Consider the following 15739-nt stretch of genomic DNA (forward strand, 5'->3'; position numbering starts at 1 on the left):
CGGGGCCGTCCGGGGGAGGGGGGAGCGACGGCCGGGGGTGGTGTCGTCGACGCGGGTCAGCGGTCGATGAAGGCCATCATCTTCTCGTTGTAGCGGGGGCCGGCGACCTGTGCGGAGGCGACGGTGTCCGCGATCTCGTCGAGCAGCTCCGCGCCGAGCGTCACGTCGGCCGCGGCCAGGTTCTGCTCCAGGTAGGTGCGGCGCTTGGTGCCGGGGATGGGCACGATGTCGTCGCCCTGGTGCAGCACCCAGGCGATGGCGAGCTGGGCGGGGGTGAGGCCCTCGCGGCCCGCGATGTCCTTGATCTTCGCGGCGATCGCCATGTTGTGGTCGTAGTTCGCGCCCTGGAGACGCGGGTCGTGGCTGCGGAAATCGTCCTCGGGGTAGTTCTCGGCGCGGTCGACGGCGCCGGTGAGGAAGCCGCGCCCGAGGGGGCAGAAGCCGACGAGGCCGATGCCCAGCTCGCGGAGGGCGGGCAGCACGCCGTCCTCCAGATTGCGCTCCCACACCGAGTACTCGCTCTGCACCACGGACAGGGGGTGCACGGCGTGGGCGCGGCGGATGGTGTTCTCGCCGGCCTCGCACAGGCCCAGGTAGCGGACCTTGCCCTGCTCCACCAGCTCCGCCATGGTGCCGACGACGTCCTCGATCGGCACCTCGGGGTCGACGCGGTGCTGGTAGAGCACGTCGATGTGGTCCGTGCGCAGCCGGCCGAGCGAGGCGTGCACGACCTCCCGGATGTGCTCGGGGCGGCTGTTGACCTTGGCGGTCGAGCCGTCCTTCAGCTTCATCGGGAAGCCGAACTTGGTGGCGATGACCACCTGGTCGCGCTTGCCCTGGAGCGCCTTGCCGAGCAACTCCTCGTTGTCGTACGGGCCGTACGCCTCGGCGGTGTCGAGCATGGTGACGCCGAGCTCCAGGGCCCGGTGGATCGTGGCCACCGACTCGGTGTCGTCGGTGGCGCCGTACCACTGGCTCATGCCCATGCAGCCGAGGCCGATCCCGGCGACCTCGAGGCCCTGACGACCGAGCTTGCGGTGTTCCAGCACGTGCTTCTCCGTTCCGGATGAGGATCTTGGTGAGGGGTGCGTGATGGGGGTGTGTGGCAGGGGTGGGTGATGGGGGTGGGTGACGAGGGTGGGTGATGAGGGGGTGTGACGAGGGGGTTGTGCCGATGAAATGCGCGTGGGGGGTGGTGAGGTGACGGGGCGGCCCGGAGCCCCGGTGCCGACGGGGGTGCGGCACCGGGGCCCCGGCCGCGGGGTCCGGCCGGGGGAGCCGGGCCGGACCGGTCGGGGAGGTCGGGCGGACCGGGTGGGAGAAGGTCAGCCGGACCGGTCGGAGTGGCGCGATCCCTGGGCCACCGCGACCAGTTCGTCGAGGTCGTAGGTGGCGCGCCGGGCGGTCCCGTAGCGGGTGATGCGCCCGCGGTGGGCCCACTGGCGGATGGTGCCCTCGGTGACGCCGAGGGCGAGGGCGGCGACGTTGGTGGGGACGCGGCGGGCGCGCTGGGCGGGGGTCATACCGCCGCCACCTCCTTCTTGAACCGGGGATCCGCGAGGCGGAGCCACATGGTGGGGGGAAGCGAGTGGCCCGCGTCGCAGACCAGTCCGCGCAGCGCCGCGGCGCTGCCGATGGAGGAGATCGAGACCGTCCCGTGGCAGCCGGGCTCGGGGCAGTCGCCGACGGGGACCGCCTCCACGGGGTCGGGGTCGACCACGCGGCGCAGGCTGCCGGCGACCTGCGTGATCTCGTCGGCGGCCGCGCCGGCGGCCGGGTGCCCGGCCAGCCAGCCGAGGTGCGCGCCGAGGAACCCGGCGAGCGCCGGAACGGTGCGCGGGGGGAGTGCGGTGAGCCGCCGCTCGTCGGCGACGAGACCGGCCCACTCCGCGAGTGTGGCCAGGGCGTGCTCGCGGACGTCCGCGGTGCGGGGGTCGATCGGCAGGCGGCGCTTGCGGCTTCCGGAGACGCGCGGTGACATCCAGGTCCTGCCCTCGCCGGCCAGTTCGTGCTCGCTCTCGGCGAAGAGGCCGGGGAGCTCGGCGAGCCGATCGGCCAGCCGCTCCGTGCAGGAGCGGCAGAGGCCGGTGCCGGTGCCCGCCCCGGCGGGCCGGGAGTGCGGGTGGGCGTCGCGCTCGCCGCGAGGGCACCGGGGCGAAGCGCAGCGGGGGTCGGCCTGTATCGGGGTGGTCACCAGTCCCATCTCCTGTTCATCCACTGTTAAATACCCTCCCGAAGGAATGTTTTTTGCTGGTGGAGATCCCATGGGGAGAGTCGAGGAAATTGAGCGATGGACGCAATCGGCGTCGGGGTCCAGAAGACACAGTGGCTCGCGAAGAAGCGTGACACAGGTGCCGCGTGGTGCGCAAGCCCTGATTTTCCGAGCCTGCCGAAAGCTCCACTGACGCCACGTCATGCCTGGTCAGCGGGCGTCCGGCCGTACGGGCAGGGCGGGTTGGGGCTGCGGGCTGAGCAGATCCAGGAGCATCGCCCAGTCCTCCTCCAGGGCCGTCAGGCGGTGGTCGAGGGGCGGTGCGCCGGGTGCGAAGGGCGCCCCCCAGGCGACCGCGAGCAGCAGCCGGACGATGCGGTCGGGGGTGTACGAGGGCAGGAGCGTGCCTTCCTCCTGACCGCGGTGCGCGAGGGCGGCCAGGCAGTCCCGTATCTCCCTGAGGGCCCGCGCCCCCCGGTCCGTGGTCAGGCCGGCGTCGGCGAACAGCCGCAGCGCCGCCCGCATGCGCACGTCCGACTCCAGCCGGCGGGCCAGTCCCAGGGCGGCGGCGAGCAGGCCGGCGGGCGCCGGGTCCGCCATGTCGCCCCAGGTGTCCCGCAGTTCGTCCCAGACGTCGGCGAAGTGCTGGAGCAGCGCGTTCGCCAGGTGTTCCTTGGACGGGAAGTGCGCGTAGAGCGCGCCTTTCGTCATCCCGATGCGGTTGGCCACGGTCTGCAGGGCGGTGTTGGCGTACCCGCGCAGGGTGAACTCCTCGGCGGCGGCATTGAGTACCTGCTCCCTGGTGCGTCGGGCGCGTTCCTGGATCACCGGTTCCTCCGTAGTGTTGGTGTGCGGTCCCCCGGCAGTGTGTGGAAACATACCCCCTGGAAGGAATGTTTTCCCTTGCTTCCGTGCCCGATCCCCCTGCTCCTGCGCCTGAGGGGAGCGCCGTGCCGACACCGGACGGGAGTCCCGGCCGAGACCGGAGGGGTCCGGCCCGCACCGGAGGGGAGTCCACCGGAATGGTCAACTCCCCTCGGGTGCGGTGCCGTCGTGCGGTGCCGTGCCGTGTCGTAGCGCTGCGCCGTTGTGCTGTGCCGCCGTGCTGTGCCGTGCCGTTCCGTGCCGTAGTGCCGTTCCGTGCCGTAGTGCCGCGCCGTTCACGCCCGGAGGGAGTAGAACAGCAGCTTCCGGGTCTCTTCCCAGCGCTCCGCGATGTCCTTGCGGTGCGAGAGGACGTCGGAGATGTGCTGCACGCCGAAGAACGACGACACCAGCGTCCGCGCCGCCGCCTCCGGGTCGACGCCCTCGCGCAGCTCCCCGCTGTACTTCGCCGTCACCAGGAGCGACTGCAGCAGCTGTGTCCAGTCCACGTACGGGGTCGGCAACTCGGCGTCGATGTGCGGGCGTTCGAGCTGGAGCCGGGCGCCCGCCTGCATGACGGGGTCGTCGCGGAACGCCACCGCGGCGCGGTTGAGGATCTCCTCGGCGGACTCCATGGGGCTCAGCCCCTCCGCCTGCACCTCCTTCACCACCTTGGGCCAGCGCCCGTAGTGCTCCTCGACGATGGCGACGGCGAGGGTCTCCTTCGTGGGGAAGTGGAAGTAGACCGCGCCCTTGGTCATGCCCAGCCGGTCGGCGATGTGCTGCATGGACGTGGCGCGGAAACCCTGCTGGGCGAAGAGCTGGGCCGCCACGTGCAGGGTCTGTGCCCGCGTGCGGACGGCGCGGTCCTGCTTGAGCTCGGCCGTGGCGCGGACGGAGGCCTTGCGCTGCTTGGTCGTCACGCTTCTTCTCCTTCGGTGAGGCTGCGGAGCGGGAGGGTCCGGGATGTGGAAAGCGTCAAGCCCCGAGCCTCTTCCTTGCAATATACCTTCCCGCAGGTATATTTTTTCGTGCATCAAGCACTGATCGAGCACTGAGCGTCTGTACTTCTGTACACCTGGAATGCCGTCGGCCGCGTCACCCGCGCCGGGCGCTCCGTTCAAGGGGGAGTTCAATCGTGCACGTCAACGCCGTTCCCGTTCCCGTTCCCGTATCCCTTCCCGTTCCCGTTCCCGTTCCCGTTGCCGCGCCGCGTCCGGCGGGCGCCGCCACTGCCGGCGCAGCCGCCGCCACCGCCGCAACTGAGGCCACCGCCGCCACTGCTGGTACCGCGAGCGCCGCCACCGTGACCGCCGGCATCGTCGAGTTCGCGCTCGGCGCGAGCCGCCGCCTGAGCTTCGCGCCCACCGTCGCGCGCCGTCTGGTGCACAAGGCCGCCGACAGCCAGGTCCTGCTCACCGACGCGCACCGGGTGGGCCGTGACCGCTTCCTCGTGGCGGCGTCCTGGTCCCCCGACCACCTCCTCTACTACCCGGGCCTGTCCGGGGCGGGCGACCCCACGCTGCTGGTCGAGTCGATGCGTCAGTCGGCGATCTACCTCTCGCACCGGTTCTACCGGGTGCCCACGGAGGACGTGCACTTCGTGCTGAGCCGGCTGAGCGCCGATTTCGCGCCCGGCGGCCTGCCGTACGACCCGGGCGCCGAGCTGCCCGTGGTCATGGACATCACCTGCGTACGGACCACCGCCAAGCCGGGGCGCTTCGCGATGCAGCTGTCGGTCTCCCTCTACATACACGGTCGTTGGTACGGGCGCGCGGACTTCCGCTGGGCGGTGCTCCCGCAGGCTAAGTACGACGTGCTGCGGCGCCGCAACAGCCCGGCAGCGGCGGACGGGACGGCCGGCCCCTCGGCCGGTCCGCTGGACGACTCGATGGGCGACTCCTTCGTCCTCCGTCCGGCCGCCGTGGGCCGCCGCCACGACCGGGACGTCCTCCTGGCCGCCGACCCGAGGCTCCCCGCGAACACGTGGCGGCTGCGCCTGGACCGCACTCACCCGGTCCACTTCGACCACGAGTCCGACCACGTGCCGGGCATGGTGCTGCTGGAGGCGTTGCAGCAGGCGGCATACGCCGCGTACGTACGGGAGTTCGGTCCGCTGGCCCGGCTGGCGCCGCGCGTGCTCTCCTCGCTCGACACCGAGTTCCACTGCTTCGGCGAGCTCGACCGCCCCGTCGACATCGTGGTCGGCCCGATGCGGGACGCGGGGCGGGCCCGCGCCGGCTTCGAGGTCTCCGCCGTGCAGGGCGGTCGCACGCTGGCCGACGCGCGCTTCGTCAGCGCCGCGCCGTCCTGGTCGCTCCTCTCCGACCGGGAGGCCGTCTCGTGCTGAGCCCCACGGCTGCGGCCCCCACCGCTGAGGCCCCTTCCGCCTCCCTTTCTGTCTCCCTCGTCCCCGACGCCGTCCTGACGGCCGCCGGCCTCGGTGCGCAACTCTCCGAAGAGCACTGCCGCTTGGCGGGCGAGACGGCCGACGCCGTGCGCGACGCCGGCTTCGCCCGGCACTTCGTCCCGCGGTGCTACGGCGGCAGCGAGGGCACGTTCGGCGAGTTCCTCACGGCGACCGCCACGGTCGCCGCGGTCTGCGCCTCCACCGCGTGGTGCGCGGCGCTGTTCGCGGCGCACGGACGGCTCGCCTCGTACCTCCCCGAGCGGGCGCGGCAGGAGCTGTGGGGCGCGGGTCCCGACGTGCGGATCGCCGCGTCCGTCATCCCGCCGCAGGGCCGGGCCACCGCCGGCGAGGGCGGCTGGCGCCTGGACGGGCGCTGGTCGTACGCCAGCGGGATCGACCACGCCGAGTGGGTGCTGCTCGCGGGCTTCACCGAGAGCGCCGGCGGTCGCGAGCACCGGATCTTCGCGGTGCCGCGCGCCGAGGTGACGGTGCTCGACACGTGGCGGCCGCTCGGGCTGCGCGGCACGGGCAGCAACTCGGTGCGGGTGGAAGACGTCTTCGTGCCGGAGTACCGGACCTTCACCCTGGACCGGCTGCTGCGCCCGCTGCCGGGCGGCGGGCGCTGTCACGGCGTGCCGTTCCCGATGGTGGCGGCACTGCAGTTCGCCGCGCCGCTGCTCGGCGCGGCGGAGGCCGCGCAGTCCCTGTGGACCGCCGCCACGGCCGGCCGCCGACGGGCCGACGGCCGGGCCGCGGCCCTGACGCCCGCCGCCCGGCACCTGGCGGCGGAGTCCTCGGCGAAGATCAAGGCGGCGCGGCTGCTGCTGGTCGAGGTGGCGCTCCGGGCGGACACGGCCGAGGCCACGCCCGCGGTGGTCGCGGAGTGCCGCCGGGACGCCGCCATGGCCGCCGCGCTGTGCGCGGAGGCGGTGGACCGGCTGTTCCACGCGGCGGGCGCGGGCGCCCTCGCCGAGGGCAATCCCCTGCAGCAGAAGTGGCGCGACGTCACGGCCGCCGCGGCACACGCGACGCTGTCGTTCGACACGGCCGCCGCGGCTTACGCCGACGCGGTCTTCGCCGATGCCGACGGGGTCGACGCGGGCGGGGTTGATGCCGGTGGGGCAGCTTCCGGCGTGCCCGCTTCCGGCGGGGCCGATGTCGGTGTGCCTGCTTCCGGCGTGCCCGCTTCCGAGCGAGCCTGATTCCGAGCGGGCTCGCTGCCGGCGAACTCATTTCCGAGCGGGCCTGTTTCGGGCGGATTCGCTTCCGGCGGTCCCGTTTCCGATCGGGCCTGTTTCCCACCGGCCCGTTTCCGACCAGCCCGATCCCGACAGGCCCGCTTCCGAACGAGCCTGATTCCGACGAGCCAGAAAAGGGGGCCGACGGTCCATGACCACGAGGCCGGTGGCGTTCTTCGACGTCGACGAGACGCTGATCAGCGGCAAGAGCATGCTGCTCTTCCGTGACTGGTGGGACGCCCTCCACCCGCGGGGCGAGCGGCCCTGCGCCCTGGAGGGCAAGGACCGGAGCGAGCTGAACCGGGCCTACTACCGGCGCTTCGCGGGCGTTCCCGCGGCGGAGCTCCAGAGCGCGGGCCGCGAGTGGTACGGCGCGTACCGCTCGGACCCGCAGGCCTTCGTCCTCCCCGCCGTCACGGCGCTGCGCCGCCACCGGGCCCTGGGCCACCTGACCGTCCTGGTCTCCGGCTCCCTCTGGGCGGTCCTCGCCCCGCTCGCCGCCGACCTCGGCGCGGACCGGATCCTCTGCGCGTCCCAGCGCGTCGGCGACGACGGCCGCCTCACGGGCGAGATCGTCCGCCCCGTGATCGGCCCGGTGAAGGCGGAGGCCGCCGCGGTCCTCATGGCCTCGGCCGGCGCGGCCCCGGAGGACTGCTTCGCCTACGGCGACCACGAGAGCGACCTGCCGCTGCTGCGGTCGGTCGGCACGCCGGTGGTCGTCGGCAGCGACCCCGTACTGACGCAACACGCCGTACGGGAGGGCTGGTTGCGGCTTCCGGCGGAGACGGGGGCGCTGCCGCTGGCGGCGGTGGGATAGAGGTACGCGGCGCGGGGTCCGGCCGGGCGCCAGGGCCTTCCGGGACGCCGTTCTCTTGTGTCCGCCGCGGCGGTGATCAACCCTTGCGGCGGTGTCCGGCGGCGCCGGAGCGGCTTGAAGCGGTGCCGGCACCGCCGGCCCGGTGGTGGGTGGGTGCTCGCCGTTGCGGCGGGAGAGGCCGGTGGGCCCTCGGGCCGGGCCGGAGCCGCTCCGCCACGCGCCCCGGCCTCAGTCGTCCACCATCAGCCTGTACCCCCGCTTCGGCACCGTCCGGATCAGGCCCGCGTACGCACCCAGCGCGCTCCGTAGCCGCCCCACCGCCGCCTCCACGGCGTGCTCGTCCGCCCGGACGCCCGCCCACACCCGCTGGAGCAGGTCGTTCCGGCTGAGGACCCAGCCCGGGCGGACGGCCAGGGCGCGCAGGACCGCGGCCGGGACCGGCGGCAGCCAGATGGCCTCCTCGCCGGCGAGGAGGGCGCTTCCCTGGAGGACGAGGGGGCGCGGGCCGGCGCGCAGGATCCGGCGGTCGCGGTCCGGGAGGGTGTCCGTGAGGGTGCGGACGAGGGCGCCGAGGCGGCCGCGTTCCGGCCAGGTCGTCGTGACGCCGACGTCCTCCAGGGGGCGGGCGCACAGCGGGCCGACGCAGACCGGCAGGACGTCGCTCCGCAGCGCGGCGAGGACTTCCTCGTACAGGCCGGCCGTCTGCGCGGACTCCAGGAAGAAGACGATGGCCGGGGCGCTGGTGAAGGTGAGGGCGTGGACCTCGCGCCGTACGGTCTGCTCGACGAGGCGCCGCACCGCGTCGGTGTCCTCCGGTGGCGTCCACCGGTAGACCGGCACGTCGATGACTTCGGCGCCGCGCTCGCGCAGCGCGTCGGAGAAGCCGTCGAGGGGCACGCCGTGTTCCTGGACGGCGATGCGGCGGCCGGTGAGGTCGCGGGCGAGGAGCCAGGTCAGGAGCTCGCCGGTGGCCTCGGAGCCAGGCGAGTACGCCTCCTCCAGGCCGCTCGCCCGCACCGCGCCCGTCGCCTTGGGCCCGCGGCTGAGGACCTCGGCGCCCCGGCAGGCCCCGGCGAGCCCCGCCCCGTGCCCCCAGCCCTCCGCGGCGCTCATCCAGCCCCGCCAGCCGACGCCCGTCGTGGCGACGACGTAGTCGAGCGGGGCGGCGAGGCAGCGCTCGGTGGCCCGGCGCAGCGCCACGTCGTCGTCGAGGGGGAGGATCCGCATGGTGGGCGCCTCGATCACCCGGGCGCCCCTGCGCCGGAGCAGCGCCGTGAGCTCGTCGCGCCGCCGGTCCGCGGTCACCCCGACGACGAAGCCGGTGAGCGGTCCTGTGCCGGCGCTGGTCGTTCCCATGCGCGCATGGTCCGTCGGTGGGGTTTCGGCGCCATTGCGCCTCCGTCACACAAGCGTTAGGGAAAGCTTCGGGCACGTTACGGCAGATGTCGTAGCGCCTGCACCGCCCGCCGGGCCGTGTGAACGGCTTGTACCGGGCAGGCAACATCGCCGACCTCGGCGCGTAACGGCACGGAGCGAACCTCGGTGGCATGACGACCTCCGGCTCCGGCTCCGGCATCGCCACCGACACCTCCACCGACACCTCCGCCGACACCTCCGCCGACACCTCCGCCGACACCTCCACCTCCACCGCCACCGCCACCGCCACCGCCACCGACACACACTGCCCGTACTGCGCCCTGCAGTGCGGCATGCGGCTGCGGCCGGGCGCCGGCCCGGAGCCCGCGGAGGTCCTGGAGCGCCCCGCCTTCCCCGTCAACCGGGGCGCCCTGTGCGGCAAGGGGCGGACCGCCGCCGCGGTGCTGCGCCCCGGCGTGCGGCTCACCGAGCCCCTCGTCCGTGACGGCAGGGACGCGCCCCTGCGCCCGGCCTCCTGGGACGAGGCCCTCGACCGCGTGGCCGCCGGCCTCACGGCGGCGCAGCGCCGCCACGGGAACGACGCGGTCGGCGTCTTCGGCGGCGGCGGGCTCACGAACGAGAAGGCGTACCTGCTGGGCAAGTTCGCGCGCGTCGCGCTCCGCACGCCGCACATCGACTACAACGGCCGCTTCTGCATGTCGTCCGCGGCGGCCGCGCACCGCCGGGCGTTCGGCATCGACCGCGGCCTGCCCTTCCCGCTCGCGGACATCGCCGGTACGGACTGCGTGATCCTCGTCGGCGCCAACCCGGCCGAGACGATGCCCCCGGCGCTGCGCTACTTCCGCGAACTGCGCGAGAACGGCGGCCGGCTGATCGTCGTCGACCCGCGCCGCACGCGCACCGCCGAGCAGGCCGACCTGCACCTGCAGCCCCTCCCCGGCACCGACCTCGCCCTCGCGCTCGGGCTGCTGCACCTGCTGATCGCCGACGGCCGGGCGGACAAGGACTTCATCGCCCGCCGCACGACGGGCTTCGCGCAGGCGCGGGCCGCCGCGATGGCGCACTGGCCGCAGCGCGTGGAGCGGCTGACGGGCGTGCCCGTGACACAACTGGCCGCGGCGGCCGCGATGTTCGGGGAGGCGCCGCGCGGCATGGTGCTGACCGCGCGCGGGCCGGAGCAGCAGAGCAAGGGCACGGACACCGTGAGCGCGTGGATCAACCTGTGCCTGGCGGCCGGCAAGGCGGGCCGCCCCGGCTCCGGGTACGGCTGCCTGACCGGCCAGGGCAACGGCCAGGGCGGCCGCGAACACGGGCAGAAGGCCGATCAGCTCCCCGGCTACCGCTCGATCACCGACCCCGCGGCCCGCCGCCACGTCGCCGCCGTCTGGGGCGTCGACCCCGGCGCTCTGCCCGGGCCGGGCCGCAGCGCCTACGAACTGCTCGACACGCTCGGCACCGACGGCGGCGTCCGCGCGCTCCTGCTCATGGGCTCCAACCCGGCCGTCTCCGCCCCCCGTGCCGCCCACGTCACCGAGCGGATCCGCGCGCTGGACTTCCTCGCCGTCGGTGACGTCGTCCTCTCCGAGACGGCCCGGCTCGCCGACGTGGTCCTGCCGGTCACCCAGTGGGCGGAGGAGACCGGCACGACCACGAACCTCGAAGGCCGCGTCATCCTGCGCAGCAAGGCCGTCGACGCCCCCGAGCGGGTGCGCAGCGACCTCGCCGTCCTGCACGGGCTCGCCGCCCGGCTGGGCGTGCCCGAAGGCTTCCCCGAGGACCCCGAGGAGGTCTTCGAGGAGCTGCGGCGCGCCTCGGCCGGCGGCCAGGCGGACTACGCGGGCATCAGCTACGGCCGCATCCGCGCCGAGGACGGCGTCTTCTGGCCCTGCCCGGACCCGGACCACCCCGGCACGCCCCGCCTCTTCCTGGACCGCTTCGCCACCCCCGACGGGCGGGCGCGGTTCGCGGCCGTGACGCACCGGCCCGCCGCGGAGGAGCCCGACGACGACTACCCGCTGTACCTGACGACGGGCCGCGTCGTCGGCCAGTACCAGAGCGGCGCCCAGACGCGGCGCGTCGACGAGCTCAACCGCTCCGCGCCCGGCCCGTTCGTGGAGGTCCACCCGGTGCTCGCCCGTCGCCTCGGCGTCGTGGAGGGCGAACTGCTGGCGGTCACCAGCAGGCGCGGCCGGGCAATCGCCCCGGCCCGCGTCACCGACACGATCCGTACGGACACCGTCTTCATGCCCTTCCACTGGGGCGGGGACGGACGCGCCAACTCCCTCACGAACCCGGCCCTCGACCCGGTCTCGCGGATGCCGGAGTTCAAGGTGTGCGCGGTGCGGGTGGGGCCTGCGGCCGGCGAGCGGGAGGAACGGGGTGCTGCCACGCAGCCCACACAGCGCACGGAACCCGCGGCACGACCCGCTCCCGGGGAGCGCACCGGGCGCCGGGCCGTCGCCGGGCGCACGGCGTCCGGGCCCGCCGTGCCGGGGCGGGCGTCATGACCCGCCGCATCGCCGTCGTCGGCGCCGGAATGGCCGCGGCCCGCTTCGCCGAGCGCTTCCAGGCCCTCGGCGGCGACGCGGAGGTCACGCTGTACGGCGCCGAGCCGCGCGCCCCGTACAACCGGGCGCTGCTCGCCGACGTCCTCACAGGTCGCTACGCCGCGGACGATCTCACGCTGTTGTCCGGCGACGCGCAGCTGCGGACGGGCTGCGAGGTGACGGCGCTCGACACCGTCGCGCACACGCTGCGGCTGGCGGACGGGGCGCACGTCCCGTACGACGACCTGGTCTTGGCGACGGGCGCGGAGCCGGTGCTGCCGGGGGGCGCGGACACTGCGGACACCCTGCGGCCGGCCGACGGCGGGCACGCCCCGTACGACGAGCCCGCCCCGGCGACCGGCGTCGGCCCCGCCGCCGGCCCCGCACTCCCGCCCGGCGGCGCGCACATGGTGCGGACCGCCGCCGACTTCGAGCGCCTGGCCGCTGCCGCGGCCCGCGCCCGGCGCGCGGTCGTGATCGGGGGCGGCGTCCTCGGGGTGAGCGTGGCCCGTGCGCTGGCCTCCCGCGGACTGCCGGTGACGATCGTCCACCAGGCCTCCCACCTCGTCGAACGCGAGCTGGACGGCCCGGCGGGCGAGCTCCTGCGCGGCGTTCTGGCGGGCCTGGGGGTGGAGGTGCGCACGGGGAGCACGGTCCGGGCGGTGCACGGGGACGGCCGCGTCGAACTCTCCGGCGGCCACGTCCTCGACGCCGATCTCGTCGTCGCCGCCTGCGGCGTCACGCCCCGCACCGCCCTCGCCCGCGCCGCCGGCCTCCCCGTCCGCACCGGCGTCCTGGTCGACGACCGTCTGTCCTGCGCCCCGGGCGTGTACGCGATCGGCGACTGCGCCGAGCACCGGGACCGTACGCACGGCACGGCCGGCGCCGCCTGGGAGCAGGCCGACGTGCTGGCCGCCCGGCTCTCCGGCGCCGCCCCGGACGCCGCCTACGCGGGCTCGCGCCCGTACGCGCGGCTGTCGGCCGGGCCCCTGGAGTACGCGGCGTTCGGCGATCCGGCCGCCGACGAGGGCGGTGACGAGGGCGGTCTCGACGTGCTCCGCATCGCCGACGCCACCCGCGGCTCGTACAAGAAGCTCGTCCTGCGCGGCGACCGGATCGCCGGGGCCGTCCTCCTCGGCGACCTGTCGACGGTCGGCGCCCTCGCCCGCGCCTACGAACGGGACGAGATCGTGCCCGCCGACCCCTTCCACCTGCTGACCTCGCCCACCTCGCAAGGAGCCTCCTGATGACGGCTGCACGACGCCTGGTTCTCGTCGGCCACGGCATGGTCGGACAACGCTTCCTGGAAGCCTTCTTCGAGCAGGACCCGTCCGGACGGACGTCCGCGTGGCAGGTCACCGTCCTCGCCGAGGAGCCCCGCCCCGCCTACGACCGCGTCCACCTCAGCTCCTGGTTCACCGGCACCTCCGCCGAGGAGCTCTCCCTCTGCCCGGACGGCTTCCTGGAGAAGTACGGCATCGAGCTGCACCTGGGCGACCGCGCCACCGCCGTCGACCGCGCCGCCCGCACCGTCACCACCGCCTCGGGCCGCGAACTCCCCTACGACGTGCTCGTCCTGGCCACCGGCTCGTACCCGTTCGTGCCGCCCGTCCCCGGCCACGACGCCCCCGGCTGCCACGTCTACCGCACCATCGAGGACCTGGAGGCCATCCGCGACGCCGCCGCCACGGCCGGCGCGGGTGCGGTCATCGGCGGCGGGCTGCTCGGCCTGGAAGCGGCCGGCGCGCTCAAGGCCATGGGACTCCCCACCCACGTCGTCGAGTTCGCGCCCCGCCTCATGGCGCTCCAGGTGGACGACGGCGGCGGCGCCGTCCTGCGCCGCCGGATCGAGGACCTGGGCGTCACCGTCCACACCGGCGCCGGAGCGCAGCGCGTCGAGACCGGCGCGGACGGCACGGCGCGGGCCCTCGCCCTCTCCGACGGCACGCGGCTCCCCACCGACCTGGTGATCTTCGCGGCCGGCGTGCGCCCGCGCGACGACCTGGCCCGCGGCTGCGGCCTCCCCGTCGGCGAGCGCGGCGGCATCGTCGTCGACGAGCACTGCCGCACCGCCGACCCCGCCGTCCTCGCCATCGGCGAGTGCGCGCTCGCCGCCGACGGCCGCGTCTACGGGCTCGTCGCCCCCGGCTACGCCATGGCCGAGACCGCCGCGCAGGCCCTTACGGACGGCGGCGGCTCCTTCACCGGCGCCGACACCTCCACCAAGCTCAAGCTCCTCGGCGTCGACGTCGCGAGCTTCGGCGACGCGCACGGCGCCGCCGAGGGCGCCCTCGACGTCACGTACTCCAACAGCCGCGACGGCGTCTACAAGAAGCTGGTGATCGGCGCGGACGGCGCGCTCCTCGGCGGCGTCCTCGTCGGCGACACCGAGGCCTACGGCATCCTGCGCCCCCTGGCCCTCAGCCGCACGCCGCTGCCCGCCCCGCCCGAACAGCTGGTGCTGCCCGCCTCCGCCGGCGCCCCGGCCGGCCCCGTGACCCTGCCCGACGACGCCGTCGTGTGCTCGTGCCACCACGTCACCAAGGGCGCGGTCCGGGCGGCGGTGAACGACAAGGGCTGCACGACCGTCCCCGAGGTCAAGCGGTGCACCAGGGCCGGCACGGGCTGCGGCAGCTGCGTGAAGCTGCTCGGCACGCTCGTCACCGACGAGCTCGCCGCCGCCGGCGTCGAGACCTCCCGCGGCCTGTGCGCGCACTTCGAGCACACCCGCGCCGAGCTCTACGAGATCATCCGCGTCAAGGGCATCGACGGCTTCGCCCGCCTCATCGACGAACACGGGACGGCCGGTGCGGGCGCGGAGGGCTGCGACGTCTGCAAGCCCGCCGTCGGCTCCATCCTCGCGAGCCTCGGCAACGGCCACATCCTCGACGGCGAGCAGGCCGCCCTCCAGGACACCAACGACCACTTCCTCGCCAACCTCCAGCGCAACGGCTCGTACTCCGTCGTCCCGCGCGTCCCCGGCGGCGAGATCACCCCCGCCGGGCTCATCACCATCGGCGAGATCGCCCGCGACTACGGCCTCTACACGAAGATCACCGGCGGGCAGCGCATCGACCTCTTCGGCGCCACGGTCGATGCGCTCCCGCACATCTGGCGGCGGCTCGTCGACGCCGGCTTCGAGTCCGGCCACGCCTACGGCAAGGCCCTGCGCACCGTGAAGTCGTGCGTGGGGGAGACCTGGTGCCGCTACGGCGTGCAGGACTCCGTCGGCCTCGCCATCGAACTGGAGCTGCGCTACCGCGGGCTGCGCGCCCCGCACAAGCTCAAGTCGGCCGTCTCCGGCTGCGCCCGCGAGTGCGCCGAGGCGCAGAGCAAGGACTTCGGGATCATCGCCACCTCCACCGGCTGGAACCTCTACGTCGGCGGCAACGGCGGCATGACCCCGCGCCACGCCGACCTGCTCGCCTCCGACCTCGACCGCCCCGCGCTCATCCGCACCATCGACCGGTTCCTGATGTTCTACATCCGCACCGCCGACCGCCTGGAGCGCACCGCCCCCTGGCTCGAACGCCTCGACGGCGGCCTCGACCACCTGCGCGCCGTCGTCATGGACGACTCCCTCGGCATCTGCGAGGACCTGGACGCGCTCATGGCCCGCCACATCGCGACGTACGAGGACGAGTGGGCCGCCACCCTCGCCGACCCCGTCCGGCTGCGCCGCTTCGTCTCCTTCGCGAACGCCCCCGGCACCCCCGACCCGACCGTCCGCTTCGTCCCCGAACGGGACCAGATCCGCCCCGCCCTGCCGCACGAGGACGGGCAGGTGCCCACCGCGCCGCTGATCGCCGGCGCCCAGCTGGAGGTGCGTGCAGGATGACCGTGGAGATCGTGGAGATCTACGACGGAACGGGCTGGCAGCCCGTGTGCGAGTGGGACGGGCTCGTCCCCGGGCGCGGGGTCGCGGTGCTGGTCGGCGACCAGCAGGTGGCGGTCTTCCGCGACCGGGCCGGTGAGGTGTACGCCGTCGGCAACCAGGACCCGTTCAGCGGCGCGCACGTCCTCTCGCGCGGCATCCTCGGCAGCCGCGACGGCGTGCCGGTGGTGGCCTCGCCCATGTACAAGCAGGCGTTCTGCCTGCGGACGGGCGCCTGCCTGGACGAGCCGCTGGCACCGGACGGCAGCGACGCGGCGGTACGGGTGTGGCCGGTGCGGCGCGGGGACGTGGGGGTCGCGGCGCCGACGGCTCCTGCGGAGTCTGCGGCGCCCCCGGAATCCGCTGGGCCTGCCGCGCCCGCTGCGCTCCCGGCGGCCGCG

At 74.5% G+C, this 15739-nt stretch carries 12 protein-coding genes and 1 pseudogene; 7 read left to right on the forward strand and 6 right to left on the reverse strand.

Annotated elements, in window-relative coordinates; all coding sequences use genetic code 11:
• Positions 1–56: 56 nt before the first annotated feature.
• From ACOTKD_RS08305 to ACOTKD_RS08325, 5 genes are all read right to left on the reverse strand, one after another.
• Positions 57–1046, reverse strand: a complete 990-nt coding sequence (locus ACOTKD_RS08305; RefSeq protein ID WP_424888399.1) for an aldo/keto reductase — start codon at positions 1044–1046, stop codon at positions 57–59.
• 279 nt (positions 1047–1325) lie between these two features.
• Positions 1326–1523, reverse strand: coding sequence for a hypothetical protein (locus tag ACOTKD_RS08310; protein ID WP_424888214.1), 198 nt, complete (start codon positions 1521–1523; stop codon positions 1326–1328).
• The gene (locus tag ACOTKD_RS08315; RefSeq protein ID WP_424888215.1) at positions 1520–2194 is read right to left on the reverse strand and encodes an OvmZ protein; all 675 of its coding nucleotides are present in this window, start codon (positions 2192–2194) and stop codon (positions 1520–1522) included. Before ACOTKD_RS08315 ends, ACOTKD_RS08310 begins: the two co-directional genes overlap by 4 nt.
• Positions 2195–2422: 228 nt before the next feature.
• Positions 2423–3040 (reverse strand): TetR family transcriptional regulator, encoded by a 618-nt coding sequence (locus ACOTKD_RS08320; RefSeq protein ID WP_424888216.1) that lies wholly within the window; start codon positions 3038–3040, stop codon positions 2423–2425.
• Positions 3041–3372: 332 nt separating this feature from the next.
• Positions 3373–3999, reverse strand: a complete 627-nt coding sequence (locus ACOTKD_RS08325) for a ScbR family autoregulator-binding transcription factor (RefSeq protein WP_223268493.1) — start codon at positions 3997–3999, stop codon at positions 3373–3375.
• A gap of 383 nt (positions 4000–4382) precedes the next feature.
• Here ACOTKD_RS08325 and ACOTKD_RS08330 point away from each other — a divergent pair, with 383 nt between their 5' ends.
• The 3 genes from ACOTKD_RS08330 (at position 4383) to ACOTKD_RS08340 (ending at position 7541) form a co-directional block, all read left to right on the forward strand.
• Positions 4383–5426, forward strand: a complete 1044-nt coding sequence (locus ACOTKD_RS08330) for a ScbA/BarX family gamma-butyrolactone biosynthesis protein (protein ID WP_424888217.1) — start codon at positions 4383–4385, stop codon at positions 5424–5426.
• Positions 5420–6688, forward strand: a complete 1269-nt coding sequence (locus ACOTKD_RS08335; RefSeq protein WP_424888218.1) for an acyl-CoA dehydrogenase family protein — start codon at positions 5420–5422, stop codon at positions 6686–6688. The genes ACOTKD_RS08330 and ACOTKD_RS08335 overlap by 7 nt, the downstream gene beginning before the upstream one ends.
• Before the next feature lie 187 nt (positions 6689–6875).
• On the forward strand, positions 6876–7541 hold the full coding sequence (locus ACOTKD_RS08340; RefSeq protein ID WP_424888219.1) for an HAD family hydrolase: 666 nt from the start codon (positions 6876–6878) through the stop codon (positions 7539–7541).
• A gap of 228 nt (positions 7542–7769) precedes the next feature.
• Here the strand turns inward: ACOTKD_RS08340 and ACOTKD_RS08345 are convergent, their stop codons facing one another.
• Positions 7770–8897 (reverse strand): uroporphyrinogen-III synthase, encoded by a 1128-nt coding sequence (locus tag ACOTKD_RS08345; protein WP_424888220.1) that lies wholly within the window; start codon positions 8895–8897, stop codon positions 7770–7772.
• A gap of 191 nt (positions 8898–9088) precedes the next feature.
• Here ACOTKD_RS08345 and ACOTKD_RS08350 point away from each other — a divergent pair, with 191 nt between their 5' ends.
• The 4 genes and pseudogenes from ACOTKD_RS08350 to nirD all read left to right on the forward strand — a co-directional run.
• Positions 9089–11425, forward strand: coding sequence for a molybdopterin oxidoreductase family protein (locus tag ACOTKD_RS08350; RefSeq protein WP_424888221.1), 2337 nt, complete (start codon positions 9089–9091; stop codon positions 11423–11425).
• Positions 11422–12711: an NAD(P)/FAD-dependent oxidoreductase gene (locus tag ACOTKD_RS08355; RefSeq protein WP_424888222.1), complete on the forward strand. Its 1290-nt coding sequence runs from the start codon at positions 11422–11424 to the stop codon at positions 12709–12711. The genes ACOTKD_RS08350 and ACOTKD_RS08355 overlap by 4 nt, the downstream gene beginning before the upstream one ends.
• A complete protein-coding gene (nirB, locus tag ACOTKD_RS08360) occupies positions 12711–15302 on the forward strand; it encodes a nitrite reductase large subunit NirB (protein ID WP_424888223.1) in 2592 nt (863 codons plus the stop codon). Before ACOTKD_RS08355 ends, nirB begins: the two co-directional genes overlap by 1 nt.
• Positions 15299–15634, forward strand: a pseudogene (gene nirD / locus ACOTKD_RS08365) (nitrite reductase small subunit NirD); the annotation flags it as partial. The gene nirB and the pseudogene nirD, both read left to right, overlap by 4 nt.
• Between the last annotated feature and the right edge of the window lie 105 nt (positions 15635–15739).

Origin of the sequence: Streptomyces sp. XH2, from assembly GCF_049725035.1 — a bacterium.
Classification (GTDB): Bacteria; Actinomycetota; Actinomycetes; order Streptomycetales; family Streptomycetaceae; genus Streptomyces; species Streptomyces roseoverticillatus.

Coding starts and splice junctions, on each gene's coding strand:
- ACOTKD_RS08310 (WP_424888214.1), bottom strand. CDS start 1,523: ATGACCCCCGCCCAGCGCGCCCGCCGCGTCCCCACCAACGTCGCCGCC.
- ACOTKD_RS08340 (WP_424888219.1), top strand. CDS start 6,876: ATGACCACGAGGCCGGTGGCGTTCTTCGACGTCGACGAGACGCTGATC.
- ACOTKD_RS08345 (WP_424888220.1), bottom strand. CDS start 8,897: ATGGGAACGACCAGCGCCGGCACAGGACCGCTCACCGGCTTCGTCGTC.
- ACOTKD_RS08350 (WP_424888221.1), top strand. CDS start 9,089: ATGACGACCTCCGGCTCCGGCTCCGGCATCGCCACCGACACCTCCACC.
- ACOTKD_RS08355 (WP_424888222.1), top strand. CDS start 11,422: ATGACCCGCCGCATCGCCGTCGTCGGCGCCGGAATGGCCGCGGCCCGC.
- nirB (WP_424888223.1), top strand. CDS start 12,711: ATGACGGCTGCACGACGCCTGGTTCTCGTCGGCCACGGCATGGTCGGA.